General features: G+C 35.8%; 18 protein-coding genes and 1 riboswitch. Of the genes, 13 read left to right on the top strand and 5 right to left on the bottom strand.

Annotated elements, in window-relative coordinates; genetic code table 11:
* Positions 1-55: 55 nt before the first annotated feature.
* Positions 56-142, bottom strand: a riboswitch (cyclic di-GMP riboswitch).
* Positions 143-415: 273 nt separating this feature from the next.
* The 3 genes from I5435_RS18265 (at position 416) to I5435_RS18255 (ending at position 3,374) form a co-directional block, all read left to right on the top strand.
* A complete protein-coding gene (locus I5435_RS18265) occupies positions 416-1,414 on the top strand; it encodes a PDDEXK family nuclease (protein ID WP_108031009.1) in 999 nt (332 codons plus the stop codon).
* 237 nt (positions 1,415-1,651) lie between these two features.
* Complete coding sequence (locus tag I5435_RS18260; protein WP_337982713.1) at positions 1,652-2,686, top strand: ABC transporter permease; 1,035 nt, start codon at positions 1,652-1,654, stop codon at positions 2,684-2,686.
* Between the two features lies 1 nt (position 2,687).
* On the top strand, positions 2,688-3,374 hold the full coding sequence (locus tag I5435_RS18255; RefSeq protein WP_024364202.1) for an ABC transporter ATP-binding protein: 687 nt from the start codon (positions 2,688-2,690) through the stop codon (positions 3,372-3,374).
* Positions 3,375-3,684: 310 nt separating this feature from the next.
* Here I5435_RS18255 and I5435_RS18250 read toward each other — a convergent pair whose 3' ends face one another.
* Complete coding sequence (locus tag I5435_RS18250) at positions 3,685-4,134, bottom strand: AraC family transcriptional regulator (RefSeq protein ID WP_337982712.1); 450 nt, start codon at positions 4,132-4,134, stop codon at positions 3,685-3,687.
* Positions 4,135-4,324: 190 nt separating this feature from the next.
* Between I5435_RS18250 and I5435_RS18245 the strand changes: the two genes are divergently transcribed.
* Positions 4,325-4,963, top strand: a complete 639-nt coding sequence (locus I5435_RS18245; RefSeq protein ID WP_141316387.1) for a hypothetical protein — start codon at positions 4,325-4,327, stop codon at positions 4,961-4,963.
* 93 nt (positions 4,964-5,056) lie between these two features.
* Here I5435_RS18245 and I5435_RS18240 read toward each other — a convergent pair whose 3' ends face one another.
* Positions 5,057-5,956 (bottom strand): 3-hydroxyacyl-CoA dehydrogenase, encoded by a 900-nt coding sequence (locus tag I5435_RS18240; protein ID WP_024364205.1) that lies wholly within the window; start codon positions 5,954-5,956, stop codon positions 5,057-5,059.
* A gap of 479 nt (positions 5,957-6,435) precedes the next feature.
* On the opposite strand from I5435_RS18240, the gene I5435_RS18235 reads away from it, so the two are divergent.
* On the top strand, positions 6,436-7,494 hold the full coding sequence (locus I5435_RS18235) for an S-layer homology domain-containing protein (RefSeq protein WP_024364206.1): 1,059 nt from the start codon (positions 6,436-6,438) through the stop codon (positions 7,492-7,494).
* 75 nt (positions 7,495-7,569) lie between these two features.
* On the opposite strand, the gene I5435_RS18230 is transcribed toward I5435_RS18235, so the two are convergent.
* Together I5435_RS18230 and I5435_RS18225 are read right to left on the bottom strand one after the other, a co-directional pair.
* Positions 7,570-8,256, bottom strand: a complete 687-nt coding sequence (locus I5435_RS18230; protein WP_229389871.1) for a ZIP family metal transporter — start codon at positions 8,254-8,256, stop codon at positions 7,570-7,572.
* A 220-nt stretch (positions 8,257-8,476) separates the two neighbouring features.
* Positions 8,477-9,385 carry a MerR family transcriptional regulator gene (locus tag I5435_RS18225; protein ID WP_337982711.1) on the bottom strand — a complete coding sequence of 303 codons (909 nt, stop codon included), beginning with the start codon at positions 9,383-9,385 and terminating at the stop codon, positions 8,477-8,479.
* 217 nt (positions 9,386-9,602) lie between these two features.
* Here I5435_RS18225 and I5435_RS18220 point away from each other — a divergent pair, with 217 nt between their 5' ends.
* The 3 genes from I5435_RS18220 (at position 9,603) to I5435_RS18210 (ending at position 13,808) form a co-directional block, all read left to right on the top strand.
* Positions 9,603-10,910 carry a protoglobin domain-containing protein gene (locus I5435_RS18220; protein WP_337982710.1) on the top strand — a complete coding sequence of 436 codons (1,308 nt, stop codon included), beginning with the start codon at positions 9,603-9,605 and terminating at the stop codon, positions 10,908-10,910.
* Positions 10,911-11,143: 233 nt separating this feature from the next.
* On the top strand, positions 11,144-11,851 hold the full coding sequence (locus tag I5435_RS18215; RefSeq protein WP_036205485.1) for a tryptophan-rich sensory protein: 708 nt from the start codon (positions 11,144-11,146) through the stop codon (positions 11,849-11,851).
* Positions 11,852-12,116: 265 nt separating this feature from the next.
* Complete coding sequence (locus I5435_RS18210; RefSeq protein ID WP_337982709.1) at positions 12,117-13,808, top strand: GNAT family N-acetyltransferase; 1,692 nt, start codon at positions 12,117-12,119, stop codon at positions 13,806-13,808.
* Positions 13,809-13,931: 123 nt separating this feature from the next.
* Here the strand turns inward: I5435_RS18210 and I5435_RS18205 are convergent, their stop codons facing one another.
* The gene (locus I5435_RS18205; protein WP_024364212.1) at positions 13,932-14,528 is read right to left on the bottom strand and encodes an NUMOD4 domain-containing protein; all 597 of its coding nucleotides are present in this window, start codon (positions 14,526-14,528) and stop codon (positions 13,932-13,934) included.
* Positions 14,529-14,737: 209 nt separating this feature from the next.
* Between I5435_RS18205 and I5435_RS18200 the strand changes: the two genes are divergently transcribed.
* The 5 genes from I5435_RS18200 (at position 14,738) to I5435_RS18180 (ending at position 17,667) form a co-directional block, all read left to right on the top strand.
* Positions 14,738-14,944, top strand: a complete 207-nt coding sequence (locus I5435_RS18200; RefSeq protein WP_024364213.1) for a helix-turn-helix transcriptional regulator — start codon at positions 14,738-14,740, stop codon at positions 14,942-14,944.
* Positions 14,941-15,246 (top strand): hypothetical protein, encoded by a 306-nt coding sequence (locus I5435_RS18195; protein ID WP_227665378.1) that lies wholly within the window; start codon positions 14,941-14,943, stop codon positions 15,244-15,246. The genes I5435_RS18200 and I5435_RS18195 overlap by 4 nt, the downstream gene beginning before the upstream one ends.
* Positions 15,247-15,268: 22 nt before the next feature.
* Positions 15,269-15,739 (top strand): SACOL1771 family peroxiredoxin, encoded by a 471-nt coding sequence (locus I5435_RS18190; protein ID WP_337982708.1) that lies wholly within the window; start codon positions 15,269-15,271, stop codon positions 15,737-15,739.
* 145 nt (positions 15,740-15,884) lie between these two features.
* Positions 15,885-16,520 carry a sugar transferase gene (locus I5435_RS18185; protein ID WP_337982707.1) on the top strand — a complete coding sequence of 212 codons (636 nt, stop codon included), beginning with the start codon at positions 15,885-15,887 and terminating at the stop codon, positions 16,518-16,520.
* A gap of 46 nt (positions 16,521-16,566) precedes the next feature.
* Positions 16,567-17,667 (top strand): glycosyltransferase family 4 protein, encoded by a 1,101-nt coding sequence (locus I5435_RS18180; RefSeq protein WP_337982706.1) that lies wholly within the window; start codon positions 16,567-16,569, stop codon positions 17,665-17,667.
* Position 17,668: the final 1 nt, after the last annotated feature.

Genomic DNA, 17,668 nt, shown 5'->3' with positions numbered 1-17,668 from the left:
AATTATCAGTGGGTTGTGTGTTACGTCCTTACTAAACAAAAAGTAGTATGTACTCTTCGGCAACTGGCAGACATAGTTATTAAAAACCTTAGTCCCTATAGCTTTGCGTCCCTAAATTTCTTTAGGTTTGCCTATTCAATTTTCTACAATAAAGAATAGCATAAGGAAAATCATTGCCAAAGTACAATTTGCACTATATTTTACCACCTATAATTCGGGTAAAATGGCGAGGTTTTTTTTATTGGGCGAAAAATAATGTCATTTAATGGTGGTTCATTTGTTATGTGTAAAAGACTTTAGTAAGAGAAAAATGGTTTATCTGTAAACTACTTATGTCATGGGTACTGATATTGAAAATATTTACAATAGGTGAAATAATAGATTTGATACTATTTAATGAAAGGAAATGGACTACATGTTATATAAATTAAATAAGTCCTCCTGGGATTATGAAAAGGTAAAAAGAGTGAGTCTTGATGCGATTGGTTGGAAAGAGAAGGATTTAGAAAGGTTAGTATCTAAACATCTGCAAGATTTTATTTCTAGCAAAGATTTAATGACAATATTTAACGAGCGTCCAAGACAAGAAGAACCCGATATTTTAGCAGTTGATAAAGATGGCGATTTATATATATTTGAATTGAAAAGATGGGGTTCAAATCAAGAGAATTTGCTACAAGTATTGAGATATGGTCAATTATTCGGCAATAGTAGTTACGATGAGCTCAATGAAAAATACCTCAAATATAGCCAAGGTAATATATCGTTAATGGATGCCCATAAGCAGTATTTTGATAAAGACGCAAGTAATCAAATTACCCAAGAGATGTTTAATAATAAGCAACATTTCATTGTTATGACAAATGGCTTAGACCAACAAACGGTAGAAGCAATTATTTATTGGAAGAAGAATGGTTTGACTATTGATGCCATTGTCTACTGGATATTTGAAGTCAATGGTGAACATTATATTGAGTTTAATATGTATTCGCCAATTGAAAGTTATTTAGAATATGAGAGTAGCGCCTACGTTTTAAACACGAATCATACCAATAATCCACTAACGACAGACGAAATGTTAGATGAAAAGAAAGCAGCGGCTTATCATAAAGGATGGCAAGAAAAAATAGAAAAGATTCAAAAGGGCGATATTGTATTTCTTTATAAAAGCGGCGCTGGCATTGTAGGATACGGAAAAGGTTCCGGTAAATATAACAAGCAAGATTATAATGGCTATACTAATGCAGAGACAAATACACCTTTACAAGATTTTTGTAAATTAAAGCGTCCATTAAGTGCTTCTGAAATGAAAGCTATTTGTGGACAAGGTTTTAACTTTAGACAAACGATGTTCTCAATTAGTGAAGAAAATGCCAATAAATTAATGCGAGTAATTCAAAAACATTACTTGTAACATTTTAGGAGCGATATTTTAGCCGTTTAGCGTTACCGCGGTTAACGAGCTTCCATCACCATTTACACAATCTTCTACGTCATTATGCGTAGGAGGTTTTTTATTTTTGTTTGAATAGCAAGCGGCAGCGATATTGAACTGTAATGTTTAGTTCATCTTCCGTTCATTTTCAGTTCATGTTGTGTTCATGTTGACTCTATATTCTAAGAATGTAAAAAGAAATAGGAGGGGTTTAAAATGAACCTAGCTTTAAAAGAAATGAAGAAAAATAAAGTGCGATTTGTGATTTTAGGTTCGATTGTTTTTCTGGTGAGTTTATTAACCTTTATTATTTCGGGTTTGGCAAATGGATTATCGCAAGACAATGCTGCGCTTATTAAAGATTTGCCAGCGGGGCAGTTTTACATGAATGAAGATGCAGATGAAACATATAATCTGTCTAGAATAGATAGCAGTACCCAAGATGAAATTTTAAGCAAACAAAAAGATGCTGTTGCCTTTTCTATTCAAATGGGCTTTATCAATGATAAGGCAGGAAAGCAACAAAGCGTGGCATTTGTAACAGCTACCGATTCGCCGTTATTTGCAAATGTTAAACATGAAGAAATTATTTTAGATAGCTCATTAAAGGATAAAGGTATACAGATAGGCGATACAGTAACGAACAATCAGTTTAGTGGCAAGTTTATTGTAAAAGATTTTGTTGAACAAAAGAAATATAGCCATGCGCCAGTAGCCTATATTAGTATGGAGGATTACCAAGAAATTTATCGAGTTAAAGAAATGCAATTAGTGTTTACACCAGATGGGGATGCCTCACAAGCGTATACAGGATTACAAGCTTTTTCAAAAAGTGATTTTTTAAATACGATACCGAGTTATAGCGCAGAACAAATGTCTCTTAATATGATTGTCTGGTTTTTAGTTGTCATTAGTGGCATGCTGTTTGCAATCTTTTTCTATATGATGAACGTTCAGAAGATTGGCTTATACGGTATTTTAAAAGCAATTGGTTTAAAAACAAGTAAGTTATTCAAAATGATTTGGACACAAATGATTGTGATTACTGCGATTTCTCTGGTGCTATCTATTACACTAAGCCAAGTTTTTAATCAGTTTGCACCACAAGGAATGCCATTTAGTTTAAGTTTTGCTACAATAACGCAATTGTCGATTGTATTCCTTATTATTGGATTTATCGGGGCTACCATTTCAGGGATCCAAATTAAAAAAATTCAACCATTACAAGCGATACAACAAGGAGAGGTCTAATATGACACAATTTACAATGGAGAATGTTAGAAAAACGTTTACAAATGGTGAAGTGCAGGAAGAAATATTAAAAGGCATTAACCTGACCCTGAAGGAAGGTGAAGTAACAGCATTAGTGGGCGCTTCAGGTTCTGGTAAAAGTACTTTGCTAACGATTGCAGCAGGTTTGCAACCTACAACCGATGGGCAGGTAATCTTTGAAGGGAAAAACATGACGACATTAAGTGCAGATCAAGTTCGACAAGTACGGGCAAGTAAATTTGGCTTTGTCTTTCAATTTGCACATTTAGTTCCGTTTCTTACAGTAGAAGAACAGCTCCTGCTGATGTTGGAAGTATCTGAAACGCCATTAAAGAAACACGAGCAGCAAAGAGAGGTAGAGCGTATTTTAAAATTAGTAGGGATGGATCATCGCAAAAATGCCTATCCTTCTTCATTATCAGGTGGGGAAAAGCAACGAGTTGCGATTGCCCGAGCGATTATTCATAAACCGAAAGTGCTCTTTGCAGATGAGCCAACAGCAAGTCTCGATTCGAAACGGTCGAAGGACGTAATGGAGTTAATTCGAAATCTTACTAAAACATTAAATATCACGACGTTAATGGTTACACATGATGAAGAAATGCTTATGTATACAGACCAAGTCATTAAAATGAATGACGGTAAAATTTTGCAAAATGTAAATTAAAAAAATGCGCAGAAAGTGTTAGATTGATTAGCTTCAATCTAACACTTTTTTGCTGCGCCGTTGTTGTCCGCTACGGCGGTGCTTTCCTTTCGCGACCGTCGATAACGCGCAGAATGCTCGCGTCTTATATCGTGTGCTGTTCTGAACTAGAGTCATCGCCTTCGCTCCCAACTACTAGTGAACACTTCTAATTTTTTATTTTTGCAAAAGCATTAATGGCTAAGTTCGCATAATAAAAAATTTATGAACATCTTTCCTCTGTCTCTTATTTTGCAGTAAGCGTTAATCCTGAGAAGTCAATTCGAATACTTTACTGAATCGGAACTAATATTTCGCATAAATGATTATCAATCATTTGCGACGTATATCTTTCAATTATTGGTTCTTGTCTCATGATTAGCTGATGTTGCTCGATTTCTGAAAAGACAGTGCTCCAAAATGTGCTGATTGCTTCTTTAGTATGGTCGAGCAAGAAAACAGCGTATTTCCCGCCACTAAATATACCAACATGTGCAGGTTTTGACACATGGAAATTATCATGAATCATTATGCCAACATCATAACGGCATTGCTCTTTAGGTGTTATTTCGGGATTATCTTGCGCTATGCCGAATATGGCTGATTGGTTCAACAAGTCATTTAAATGTGCCCATTGTTTAAAAGACTCCATTAACCCTTTGTTTTGCCGTTCACCATATTGACCAACGTTTCTAAAAAAGGCAATTTTTGAAGCGGGTAATTCTTCAATTGTGATTTTCATTGTATCGTCCTCCTTCTTTAGCTAAGGTAATATGATTAAAAATGTTTCTCAAGAACTTTTTTAAAAGTAATGAAATGTTTTAATTCTTCCGTATTCTATTATTCAAAGCAAATTTGCAAGAACCCATTATGTGGATGATGGCATTTTTTATGTTTTCTATGTCATACCTTCTAATTAGGGGGAATGCATGTTGAGAAAAATAGTAATGTTTGTTGGTGTATTGCTAGTAGCTATAGTTACTTTTAACCTTGTCGATAGGCTTTTAGCAGCCGATACTTCAGAAAATAAAGAAGGGCAGGGTTCATTCGTTAGTCAAGAACAATTAAGTATGGCTACATTGAAAGATAAGTTGCGTGCAATATATGTTGGAGTAGATGTGAAAACGACACCAAAGAAAGAATTGGTGTTACAAGTTGTTGCGGACGAAGATTATTTTAATTTGGTAACAAAGGATATGGAACCGATTGCCAAAAGTGTAATAGCAAACTCTCCATTTATGGACTATACGCTTGTTTTTGAACGCTGGGAACTAACCTCACGGGATGAAGAGGATATCAATCTCGATAATGGGGTATCCAATTTTATTAAAACGATTGTGGAAAGTCTTGAAAGTTATACAGTATTCAAACATGTAACGACGGATCACCAGTCTTTCATTACTATCCAAACGACAATAGATAGTTCTGAGAAAGACGCGGAAAAATTAGCGCTGGAGATGGAAGAGACAGTTTATGAAATAATTAATTTTCAAAACCGAAATGAGCAATCACAGAAGCGTACATATGACATTAAAATAGTGAGTGCTCAGGGAAAAGTATTAAATCGATAAATGGTGAAATTGTGTGGGTGACAGGCACTAAAAAAAGCCGTAACATGCGCTAAGTGCGACATGTTACGGCTTAAATTGTATGAGTGACAGGCACTAGCTTTTTAGGAAATCGGGTTTAGCGAAGCTTGGGTTAGGGTATTGGTAGAAGCCTTCACCTGTAGCTCGTCCTAATTTACCTTTATCGATATACTCTGTTTTCAATAGGTTAGCTAATTTTTTCATGTTTTCATCCCCTGTAGCGGCAGCTTTTGCTTCTACAATGTTATGGGCTGTATTAATACCTACAACGTCTAAAATAGCAAATGGTCCAAGAGGAGCGCCAGTACCAATCATCCATGTTTTATCAATTGTTTCAGGGTCAGCTACTTCTTTCACTAATAGCATTTCTGCTGCATCTAAAAATGGCACTAATAAAGAGTTTAAAATATAGCCAGGCTGTTCTTTATATAAAGGTAGTGGTACCATGCCGATTGCACGTGCAAATTCCACCACTTCATCAAATACTTTCATATCTGTACCTGGGTGTTTCATAATTTCAGCAGTATTGTTTACCCAAATAGTATTAGCAAAATGTAATGCTAAAAATTTCTCTGGACGCCCTGTTGCTTCTGCAAATTGGCTAGGTAATAAAGTCGATGAGTTCGTAGCAAAAATTGTTTTTGCGGGTGCAACTTTACCAAGGTTTGTGTAGAATTCAGTTTTAATTTTTACAACTTCAGGAATAGCTTCGATAACTAAATCAGCATTTGCTACAGCATCTGCTAAATCACTATTAAATGATAGACGAGCGTAAGCAGCATCCACTTCTTCCTGTGTGGCACCTAAATCGTGCTGGTACAATGGTTTTAACTTTGTAATACGCTCTTGCGCATTTTTTAAAGCTTCGTCATTAATATCGTATACAGTAACGTTAAATCCTTTAAAAGCAGACTGATAAGCAATCTGGCTTCCTAAAACTCCGCTTCCTGCTACAGTAATATTTTGATAATTCATCTGACTTCCTCCTCTGATAATGTTACATCAATATAATAGTTTTGTTACAAAATGATTTCCTTGTTACACTCCCATAGTACTGCTTCCAACGAACTAAAATCAAATAATAAACTCAATTATTATAATGATATAAAAATATGTCTGATTACTATAAAAAATTATCTCCTTAAAGTATGTGCTGATGGGGAATAAAAATAACGGCGCTACCATTTTTTTTAGATAGAGGTCTCTGATACTAGATGAGTACTGTACAAAGGTTGTTATCGTGAGTTGAAAGGACTATACAAGATGAGTAGTTATCCCTTTAGTGAATAAATTTATTAATTAATTAGACCTATGTAACTAATTATTTAGACGGTGAATTTAGTTTTTGAAATATAGGACTTTATTATAATTTTGAATAATTTTTACATATATTTATAGATTTGTTAACAGATGATTTAGTACACTAAATTTATGAATTGAAAGGGGAAAGAAAAATGAAGAAAACGATTTTAGCTGGAGCTTTAAGTATTGCTTGTTTTACAGGAGGTTTTGCTACACAAGCACAAGCTCAAGGCAATGACAATATTGCCAATATTATTCATCCAAATCAGGTTGTTGTAGCAACAAACCAAGCGCAGTCTATGTCTTATCAAGATATCTACAAAATGCTATTACTTTCAGAATTAGGTATTGACAATCCTGATAATATGACTGTAGTAACAACTAAAAATAGCATTACTTTGAAAATTTCACTAAAGGCAGTAATGGATAGCTATTCAGATGGGTCAAACTTATATCCTGAGGGTGAAAAAGAGTTTAAAGAAAACTACGAAGAAATTAAAAAGCTATTTGGTGATGCTATGCAAATGCGCTTTATTCAATCTGGTAATAGTTACAAAGCTGAAGTTTATGCAGAAGGGAAATGGCAAACTGCAAGTAATAAAGATGTGAATGATTGGTTGACAGTATTAAACCGTGCAGATTTTGATCTTAAACCAGGTGGTTATTTTACAGATGCAATTGGTCACTGGGCTGAAAACTATATCCAATTACTTTATCAAGCTGGAATAGTGACAGGTGTTACGGATACAACGTTTAATCCGAATGGTCAAGTAACACGTGGACAATTAGCTGCAATGATTTTCCGTGCTTCAGGACTAGATGTTAATGAAGATTATGAAGGTCCAGCTACATACAAAGATATGCAAGGCTTCTGGGGGGCAAAGGAAGTAGCGATTTTACAAGAGTATGGATTACTCGAAATTTTTGATGGTGAAAATTTTGAACCAAATAAACCGGCTACACGTGAGGAAATGGCTCATGTAACGGCAAGCTACTTGGAATCAGTGGAATTCGATGTAGAAAAGGCTAATAAAAATAATACTTTTACAGATAAAGGTGACATGCGTCAGGAAGCGGTAGCATCGATTGGCTTATTACAGCAATTAGGAATTATTGAAGGCGCAAATGGTAAGTTTAATCCAAAAGGCAATTTGACTCGTGCGCAATTTACGAAAATCTTATCGCTTACACTGATGACAGTAAATAAATAGTAAGAGTAAAAAACCACTTTGCTAAGGCAAAAGTGGTTTTTTACGTGCCAGTCACCGAAACAATTTTGACACAATTCATCCTGCAAGTACGTGGAACATATAGCTTAAAAAATAGCCTAATAATATATAGGTGAGAAAGGCTTTACAAGTGACTGTTTGTACATGGTGCAATATAAACTCTGAAATACTAGCCGTACCGATTAATCCGATTGATAAGCCCATTAATATTCCTTGTGCTCTTATTGTTAAATCCCAATACTGACCAATTAAAATAAAAATGATAAAGAAAATGGAGAATCCGATGAAATAAATAAATAGCTTCCATAGCTTTTCACTTTGTGAGAGAAAAGCTGTTGTAAGTGCAAATCCTTCAGGAAGATGATGAAGAATAATGGAAGCTGTGATCGTTATACTTAATGCAGAGTTTCCTAGTAAATTGCCTACTGTAAGACTGATTGGGATTGTATGAATGACCATTGCAATGGCGAGCAAGGAAACGGAGGGATTTTGATAATTAGTCGGGTGAAATAAACTACTAAGTAGTTGAAAAACTAAATAGCCGATGAGAATGCCTAGTATGATGCCAAAAGACTTGTACATTTGAAATGAGGATGGAATGATGTCTAGTATAAGCAATCCTACTAAAAATCCGCCACATAATAATGATAAGCCCTGGGTTGTATGTTGAAAAAGCTTAGAGAAAACCCAAGCAATTGTTCCTCCTATACTCACGCTGAAAAAAAGAAATCCTCCAAGTATCATTGCACTCAACTGCGAAATTCCCCCGCCCCATTATAATCTGAAGTCCGTTTTACAAAATATATGCAATTCAAGGGTTTATATGAGGATACGCTGTTAAAAATATACAATCTCACTATCTATGTAGAGCAGGGAAACATTAATTAGCAAATAAAAAGTTACAGCTCGTACAAATGAAAAGGAGCAGTATCAAGCTTCCCTTCCATCTGTAGACCGTATAGGGTTATTGGAAGACTTCTTCAATCGTTTGAGCAATGGTAATGAAATGTAAGTCTTTATCTTTTGTATATTCGATTGCGCCAGCTCCACCTAAATAAAATTGTATAGATGGATACTTTGAAGCAAAATCCTCTAATTGCTGTAAGAGAACAGGGTGCATTTCAAAAGGCATAGTTGTTAGAGCGGACAATATAACAATTTGAGGCTGAAACTTCGAAACAAGCGATTCAATTGCCCCTAGTGCAGGTGAGCTCCCTATTAAAAATGACTTCCATCCAAGCAACATCGCTTGTAAAAGCAAAATATGGAGTGGGACTTCATGATATTCCCCTGGTAAACATGCCCCCATAATGAGCGGGGCGTTGTCTTTATATTGATAGTTGCGTCTAATCTGTACTAAATAATCTCGGATCACCATCGTGATAACAGCTTCCTGATATTCTGACCATTCCGCTTTTTCCCATCGCATACCTACTTCATGTAACAAAGGAATAACTACAGTCGATAGAAATTTGGGTAAGCCAAGCGCATAATGGGCATCTTGAAGAATTCGGTTAATTTCAATTTCGTCACAATGCGCCCCTTTTTCTAGTAGAAGAAAAACATAATCGTTCATTTCGTGATGGATAGTTGGAACAGGAATTGGTTTAGAATCTGATTCTTGTTCTGGCTCCATTGTTTTGACAACTGTGGCCGCTTGTTTTATAGAATATCCTTGTTCGGATAGTTTTCGTACCTTTAGTAGTATTTGAATATCTTGTTCTGTGTAAACTCTATGACCGTTGTCTAATCGTTTTGGTTCAACAAGTTGATAGCGTGCTTCCCATTTTCGAATGACTTGCTTAGAAAGACCCGTTACTTCAGAAACTTGTTTAATATTATAATGCCATGTTGTTGAATTGACAGATGTCATTGTTCGTCAACCCTCTTTCCAGTTTGAAAAGTATCGAATTATCATAACAATTATACTGTAGATTTATCAAGTGGAAAATTTAAACCTATAGCTCTATTTTAAACGATAAAACATAATTTGTATAATTTTTGTATAACAAATATATATAAAAGTTTGACAATATTTAATTTTTCATGATATACAGGTACTAAACAATTATGTGATTGAGGTGGAGAATGTGGCAAAATGGTGGAAACGGAAGTTAGAAGCTTCTAAAGATGAATTATTTAGGTTGGAAGATGGCTTTGAACCAGTTATTGAATTGTCTACTATGCCAGAGTTAGAAAAACAGATGGTATTAATAGGGCTTAAACGAGAAGATTTCTACATAATAAAAGCATGTCAGTCATTTGTTCGCGACGGTATCGAAGAAGTAACAGCTGTATTTTACCAAAACATACTCGCAGTTCCATCGTTGCGTAAAATCATTGAGGAGCGTACCCAAATCGATCGCTTGAAAAAAACATTAGGGAACTATTTAATTGCAATGTTTGATGGAGCTTTTAATGTAGAAGCAATTGAAAGAAAAAGAAAGCTAGCTCGCATGCATTTTAAAATTGGTCTAGAGCCAAAGTGGTATATGGGTACTTTTCAACATATCCAAGAAGCAATCATCAATTTGATTGTAAAAGAGATGACAGCACCTGCTCTTCGTGAGCAAATTATGTTAACCATTTCAAAATTAATTAATCTTGAAATGCAAATTGTGTTGGAAGAATACGAAAAGGAAAACGTTAAAATAAGAAATGATCAATACAATCACATTAAAAATGAGTTAAAACAAAAAATATCCTTAATCAGTCAAGATTTGGCTAATTTAACTGAAGAAACAAATTCGTCTATTGATGAAGTAGATGTGCAAACGACGATGATTGCACAAATAATTGAAAGAAATGTCGAGACTGTTCATCATATTAATCAAGATGCAGATGTTGGTAATCAACATGTCATGAAGTTGGAACAAGAGATGCGCCATATATATAACCGGACAGAAGAAATGGGCACATTAATCGGCAACTTAAAAGAGTCTTCGGATCGTATTATTGATATTGTTTTGCTCGTCAAAGCCATTGCAGATCAAACCAATTTGCTTGCCTTAAATGCCTCTATTGAAGCGGCAAGAGCAGGTGAACATGGTAAAGGATTCGCGGTAGTTGCTCAGGAGGTACGCAATTTAGCTGAACAGTCAAAACAATCTGTCGAGGAAATTACGAAGCTTGTTCAAACATCTACCTCTCTAACGATGCGTGCAGTTGAAATGATAGATTGTATTGAAGAAAGCGTGGCAGATGGTGTTGAGGCTGCTGTTGAAACACAATCGAAATTTCACGATATCCTCCAAGCTATTGTGGAAAATGAGCGATGTATTGTACAGGTAGAAACGGATGTAAAAAATTTAGAAAAGGTAATTAGCTCTATTGGGAACGAAACACGCACTGTTGCCAGTACAGCTGATAGTTTATATCAGACAGCCATACATATGTAGATAACACATATGCTGATAGATTTTCACTAAGATAGAACGATCTCCAACTGTAGATCATTCTATTTTTTTTATGTCCTTGAGTAGAAACGAGCAGTATCTGTTCATCATGGACTGTTTTAAAAGTAGCCACTACAGGTATAAAAGGGGAGAGCGTGTTTTTAAAGGAAACATGTATATCAATAATTAAAAGGCTATATAGTACCTTATATAGATAAAAATAAGGAGGGATGGCTATGAAGTGGGTTGCACTGTTAAGTTATATAGCAATGATTATAATCAATGGTTTAGCAAGTACAATCGGTATTAATGGCAAAACAACAGCGGAAATATCCAATCAAATAGAGGTACTTTTCACACCAGCAGGTTATGTTTTTGCTATTTGGATTGTGATTTATATTGTTTTGGGAATATGGATTTTTATTCATTTCTTTTCGAAAACAGAAAATCAGGAGACCGCCATTATCAATCTTGTTACATTAACGTGTCTGTTTAATATTGCGTGGCTTTTATGTTGGCATTATGCATATTTCGTATTATCCATTGTAATGATGGTAGGTCTCCTTATAAGCTTAATCTTGATATACAGTAGTTATCCAAAAGGGGATACTCGTTTTGCAGGAAGATTACCGTTCTCGATTTATTTAGGCTGGATTAGTGTAGCCTTAATGGCGAATATTAGTTTTGTACTGAAGTATTATCAATGGAATGGCTTTGGTATTTCTGAAATATGGTGGACAAATTTATTGCTCTTTGTCGCTACATGTCTTGCTATTTATATACGCACTGTAGAAGTGGATGTTGTGTTTCCACTAGTTATTATTTGGGCTCTTATCGGCATTGCTGTCAAAAATGGAGTGGATGCAGGAAGTTTATTTTATATGCCTATACTGTATAGCGTAGTGCTTTTGATATGGATTTTTGTAGGAAAGCGGAAAGAGTAACTAGTTGACGGTAACAGCCATCAACGACATAGCAAAAAGTGTTAGATTGATTGCAGTTAATCTAACACTTTTTCGCTTTTGTCCCAGTCTCTTTCATTCATTGGATTATGGTCAAGGACCGTGCTAGTTGTTCTAATTTTGTTCTTATATGAATATAGTGGCTACTAAGTGCTGAAATAGGATGCGAAGTGTAACACTAGAAAATAAGCGTTTGGCAAAGAACGTGATGCTTTGTTATTGAAGGCAAAAAGGAGTGACTACACACGTGCTAGAGTATAGACTCGTGACAACGATTGACGAGCTTGAGTCGTATAAGGAAACTTGGACTAAGATACTTGAACGTGAAAAAAACGATAATCCATTTATAGAGTATGGTTGGGTGTCGACGTGGTGGTCGATACTTGGGTGCGAAGAAAATGTGGAAATTTACGTAGTTGAGCATAGTGGAGAGCCCATTGCATTTTTTCCATTTGTTCATGCTATTCGATTTGGTGGCATTCATCAATTTAGCTTTTTAGGACAAGGACTTGCTTCTTATATGGAGGTGATTTCCGAAAAAATTTGGAAAGAGCGAGTGGTGCAATATTTATTAAAAGAACTGATAAACCAATATAAACGGGTTCTTTTCTTGTTCCATGGTTTGCTTGAAAGTAAGGATACTTCTCAGATTTTAGAAAAGTTTACTTTAGAACGACAATTGCCCCATTCAATTTTTCGTGTGGTCACACCTTATATAGATTTTAGAGCAATTGAATTACCGGATTTTTTAAAGAAGCATAAGCGTAAATTTAAAAGTATTCATCGTCGAGAGAAACGATTAAAAGAATATGGTCAACTTACGTTTCAAAAAGTTGATGATGGAAATTTAGATAATATGTTTCAGTTGTTCGAAAGAAGATGGCAAAAGAAAGTAGATACGAGTGGATTTACAAAGGAGCGGACGCGGGCATTTATTGAACAGCTCGCAAAACAACAAGATGCAGCACTTGCTTTAAAAGTTCATCGGTTGCAATTTGAAAATATCTGGATTGGCTTTACAGTAGATATTTGCTGTCGAGGTAGAAACTTTTGTCACACAATGGGGCATGAACCGGATTTCAATATGTTCGGACCTGGACGATTGATCGAGAAGGAAAATATGCTGCAAGCACATAGTACAAACTTACAACTATACGATTTTGGCAGTGGCTACGAACCGTATAAGTTTGAATGGTATACTCATTTAGATTTTACAAGAAAATTCATTATGAGTACGACAGGTATTAGGGAACGACTATTTCGAAATGCAATGGTGCTCCATGAAACGGTTTTAACAATAGTAAAAGCAAATCGCAGAATGGTTGAATGGAAACGTAATACATTAGGAGAAATGCGATACTGGTTGACAAAGGCAACTTTGCACGAGTGGTTTTCAATGCTAAAATGTAGGGTTCTTAGTGGACGGGTATTTCATATTTATTATTTACAGACAAAACGAGGTCATAACAAATCGAACTTTCGTGAAATCTATATTCAATCTGTACTGAAACACGATAAGCGTTCCGAGCTCCTTATGCATTATTTTAAAGGCTATAAACTGTACGGACAAACCAATCAGGAAGTAGCTTATTTGCGACATGATCAATTGATTCGTGAAGAAGCAATTGGATTTATACAGGAGTTGCCACCGAATACTACATATATTAAAAATTATGAACTACCGAACCTCCAAATAATAGTCGGGGAAGTGCAACGGGAAGGGCGAGCAATTTGTACGTCTGCCAATTGGTTTGAATGGCGGAAACGTAAGAAGTTGTCAGCATTGGGATTTCAAAAGGTAGAACGTGTATGGGTCAATCAATTTTTAAAATGGAAAAAAATATATCGTCAACAGGAAAAATGGGAAAAATATTTGTTGAAACAAGGGCATAAATTAGAGCATATTTGGCATCTAGCCATACTTTCCTTACTTATATAACAAAAATCCTTAGCATCTTTTTATCGATGCTAAGGATTTTTTAGCTTGTCTAATTTTAATTGTAACTGTCATGCTGTAATGCAGATGATATTTTGTTAACGTAGTGCATTAGCAAAAATCAAATTAAAAGTGAATGCCAGGTTTGTCAATTAGCTTACAGCCTGTGCCGTATTTCGCTTTTAAGGCACCTTTAAAGTGTGTTTGTTCAAGCTCTGGGAATGTCTGCTTCCATAGTTCGAAGACATTATGATTTGACGCTGTGCCGTCTTTTGTTAGGCGGACAATATGAAAACCGTATTCGTCATTACAACGAGCGAGTGGACGATTTTCTCGCACTGTCATAATTCGCCCGCTTGCTGTTATTTCATAGAGTCCTTCATAGCCTGCAATTGCACGGCTTTCCTCATCTAAATTAGTTGTTTTAATAACGGCCTTGTCAACAGGTTTTTGTTCTTTAGCAGGCGCTTCGGGCTCCTGTTCCTCTGGAAGTTGGTCAACGACAATAAAATCTTTATTGGAAGCTTTATCGCTCATTGTTGCCATTACATTCATAATGGAGCCTACATAATGTAATGGTTTGTCGCTACCTTCTTCATAGACAAAAATATTATAGTCAGTTTTATTTACCTTTTTCATAATAATGTTTCCTGTCGTAATCGTAAAACCGATAAATTTGTTTTTATTTAGTGCTTGTAATGCTTGTTGCTTTGTTAAAGTCATTATTAATTCTCCTAAAAAAATGTTTTTTCTATTTTACCATAAAATTAGTAGTGCTGTTTTCTAATGCTTGTTGCAATTGCCCATAGGAAAGAAAAATGCAAGAATGCAGTTTGGAAAATTTAAGAAAAAATATGTAAAGGGTGCTTTACAAAATAAAAAAAGTAAAGTACACTTTACGTAAAGTTAGCTTTACATAGGGGTGGTGAAAAATGGAACAGCGCATAAAAGAGCTGAGGGCTTCCTTTGGTTGGACACAGGAACAACTATCCGAAAAACTAGGTGTTTCGAGACAAACGATTATTTCGATAGAGAATGGTCGTTATAATCCATCTTTAGAACTGGCGTATAAGATTGCAAAATCATTTCAACTAAGTATTGAAGAAGTATTTATTTTTGAGGAAGGTAGTGATGAATGATGACTTTGGAACAAATGCTAGGTTTACTTGGTATCGTATTAGGACTTTCAGGCGGTGTTTTTGGACTTTGGTGGGGACGTAGAATGGCTGCACGTAAAAATGGGCTAGATGAAAGATATGAAAAAATTACAGTTCATTCACTGGCGACTGGTTGGAAAATAACGATTATCTCCATTTATCTGCTACTCCTTTTAGTGATTCTTGGTACGCAGTTTTCTACTGCCCAAGTATTAGGGATTCTGTTATTCATTCATATGGCAGGATGGGCATTTTCAACATTGTATTATAATTTAAAGTTTTAGAGTTGAAGGGGGCAAATTCAATATGCAACATAAGTTTAGTATGAATTTATCTTGGTCACAAGGAAGAAATGGTACAGGCAATTTATCAGCCACTCATTTGAAAACACATGTATCTATTCCTCGGGAAATGAATGGGCCAGGAATAGGAACAAATCCGGATGAGATGTTATTGGGTGCTTCCGCAACGTGTTATTTAATCACATTTGCCGCTTTACTTGAAAATTCTAAAATTCCTGTCGTGACATTATCAATGGAGGCAGAAGGATTTGTCGACGTAACGGATGGTGTTTTTACATATGAAAAAATTATCCACAAACCGAATGTCAAAGTAGCTCATCTAACGGAGTGTGAGGAAAGACGTATTAATCGATTAGCACATAAAGCAGAACAAACTTGTATGATTAGTAAAGCTTTAAAGGGAAATGTGCAAATTGAATGTCACCTTCAAATTGAACATACGACTGATGGTCAACCATCCACCTCAACGATTTAATGACAAAAGGAATTATGCTAGAAGTTTTTCTAGCGTAATTCCTTTTGTCATTTTTACATAGTATTTACTTGGACTGAAATAGTTCTATAAATGGGCGAAATGAATATATAAAGTTAAGCACTAAAAAAATGAAAAGGATGATGTATTGCACGTACAGACAGCCGAGACACTCACATTTTACAGTCAGTATGGAAAACGAATTTTTGATATAGTAGGGGCACTTATTTTATTGTTTTTAACAATCCCTCTTATGATAGCTATTTTCCTCCTATTACTTATTACTACTGGACGCCCCATCTTTTTCAAACAAATTCGAACGGGATATGATCATCAGCGTTTTATCATATGGAAATTAAGGACCATGTCCATACAGGCAACACCTGTCAATATGCCTGTGATATGTACAGATGGTATACCAGATGATTACTATTTTAAAACTGACCAAGATACGCGCATTACAAAAATTGGAGCAGTTCTTCGTAAGTTAAGCATTGATGAAATTCCACAACTTCTCAACGTATTAAAAGGTGATATGAGTATTGTTGGGCCCAGGCCTGAAATTCCTGCAATTACAAATAGCTATAGCGCATTACAAGCACGTCGTTTAGAAGTAAAGCCAGGTTTAACAGGGCTTGCCCAAATTAACGGCCGCTCTAATATATCGCATGGACAAAAAATTTCCTATGACCTTCACTATGTGGACCATGTAACTTTTTGGATGGATGTAAAAATTGTTGTGAAAACACTTTTTGTCGTACTGGCCAGAACAGGTGCTTATTAAAAGCAGGAGGTGGAGGATACTGAAGATTGTTCAACTAATAACACGTATGGATAAAGTAGGTGGCGCTCAAAAACATGTCGAGGCGCTTGCCATAAAATTAAAGCAAGATGCTCATGAAGTGACGATTGTGACGGGGAGTTATGATCCATCATTATGGCGCTTACAAGAGGCGCAAATTGAAGTCATTCGTATCCCAGCCATGCAGCGAGCAATACATCTGACAAAAGATATGCAAGCGCTGTGGCAATTACGAGCAGCTTTTAAAAAAATTCAGCCTGATATTATTGCAGCACATTCTTCTAAAGCAGGTGCCATTGGACGTGTTGCCGGTCGTCTCTTACGTATCCCAACAATTTTTACTGCGCATAGCTGGAGCTTTACAGAGGGTGTGCCGCCAAAAAAACAATTAATGTATCGTCAGCTTGAAAAAACTGTTCAACCATTGACAACAAAAATTATTACCGTATCTGATTATGATCACAAGTTGGCGCTAACGAAAGGAATTGCACCCGCTCATAAAATGCAGACAATTCACAATGGGATAGAACATTTAGAAAGCGTAATGGCACCAAATAGAGTACGGAATGAACAGCCTCAACTTGTTATGGTCGCTCGCTTTGAGATACCGAAAAGACAGGATCAATTGCTAGAAGCTTTGTTGGCGTTACGTGATATCCCTTGGCATCTTCAATTTATTGGAGATGGTTCTTTGCGACTGTCATTAGAAAATTATGTGAAAGACAAAGGGTTATCAGAGAGAGTGACCTTTTTAGGCAATCAATTGGATGTCACAACATTACTTGCTGAAAGTCAAATCTTTGTATTGTTATCCGACTGGGAGGGCTTGCCTATTTCGATTATCGAAGCAATGAGGGCTGGGCTTCCCATTATTGCGACGAATGTTGGTGGAGTGAATGAGTTAGTGACTGATGGTGAAAATGGATTTTTAATTCCTCGTGACGATGAAAATCAGAGCCTATTAATAAAAAGGCTAAAACAACTTTTAACAGATAAATCACTTTGTGAAAAAATGGGCGATGCAAGCGAACGCCGTTTTTTACGAAACTTTACGTTTTCGCCTATGTATCAAAAGACGCTCGATATTTATGAACAAGCTATTTCAAAGTTTGCTAAGAAGGGTGATTAAA

This window comes from Lysinibacillus sp. C5.1, from assembly GCF_016350185.1.
In the GTDB taxonomy this organism is placed as follows: Bacteria; Bacillota; Bacilli; order Bacillales_A; family Planococcaceae; genus Lysinibacillus; species Lysinibacillus sphaericus.
The sequence above is the reverse complement of the archived record's forward strand: the minus strand, read 5'-3'. Positions and strand labels throughout refer to the sequence as shown.

Bases quoted from the DNA above. Each gene is read 5' to 3' on its own strand.
- I5435_RS18265 (WP_108031009.1), top strand. From the start codon at position 416: ATGTTATATAAATTAAATAAGTCCTCCTGGGATTATGAAAAGGTAAAA.
- I5435_RS18260 (WP_337982713.1), top strand. From the start codon at position 1,652: ATGAACCTAGCTTTAAAAGAAATGAAGAAAAATAAAGTGCGATTTGTG.
- I5435_RS18255 (WP_024364202.1), top strand. From the start codon at position 2,688: ATGACACAATTTACAATGGAGAATGTTAGAAAAACGTTTACAAATGGT.
- I5435_RS18250 (WP_337982712.1), bottom strand. From the start codon at position 4,134: ATGAAAATCACAATTGAAGAATTACCCGCTTCAAAAATTGCCTTTTTT.
- I5435_RS18240 (WP_024364205.1), bottom strand. From the start codon at position 5,956: ATGAATTATCAAAATATTACTGTAGCAGGAAGCGGAGTTTTAGGAAGC.
- I5435_RS18235 (WP_024364206.1), top strand. From the start codon at position 6,436: ATGAAGAAAACGATTTTAGCTGGAGCTTTAAGTATTGCTTGTTTTACA.
- I5435_RS18230 (WP_229389871.1), bottom strand. From the start codon at position 8,256: ATGATACTTGGAGGATTTCTTTTTTTCAGCGTGAGTATAGGAGGAACA.
- I5435_RS18225 (WP_337982711.1), bottom strand. From the start codon at position 9,385: ATGACATCTGTCAATTCAACAACATGGCATTATAATATTAAACAAGTT.
- I5435_RS18215 (WP_036205485.1), top strand. From the start codon at position 11,144: ATGAAGTGGGTTGCACTGTTAAGTTATATAGCAATGATTATAATCAAT.
- I5435_RS18205 (WP_024364212.1), bottom strand. From the start codon at position 14,528: ATGACTTTAACAAAGCAACAAGCATTACAAGCACTAAATAAAAACAAA.
- I5435_RS18200 (WP_024364213.1), top strand. From the start codon at position 14,738: ATGGAACAGCGCATAAAAGAGCTGAGGGCTTCCTTTGGTTGGACACAG.
- I5435_RS18195 (WP_227665378.1), top strand. From the start codon at position 14,941: ATGATGACTTTGGAACAAATGCTAGGTTTACTTGGTATCGTATTAGGA.
- I5435_RS18190 (WP_337982708.1), top strand. From the start codon at position 15,269: ATGCAACATAAGTTTAGTATGAATTTATCTTGGTCACAAGGAAGAAAT.
- I5435_RS18180 (WP_337982706.1), top strand. From the start codon at position 16,567: ATGGATAAAGTAGGTGGCGCTCAAAAACATGTCGAGGCGCTTGCCATA.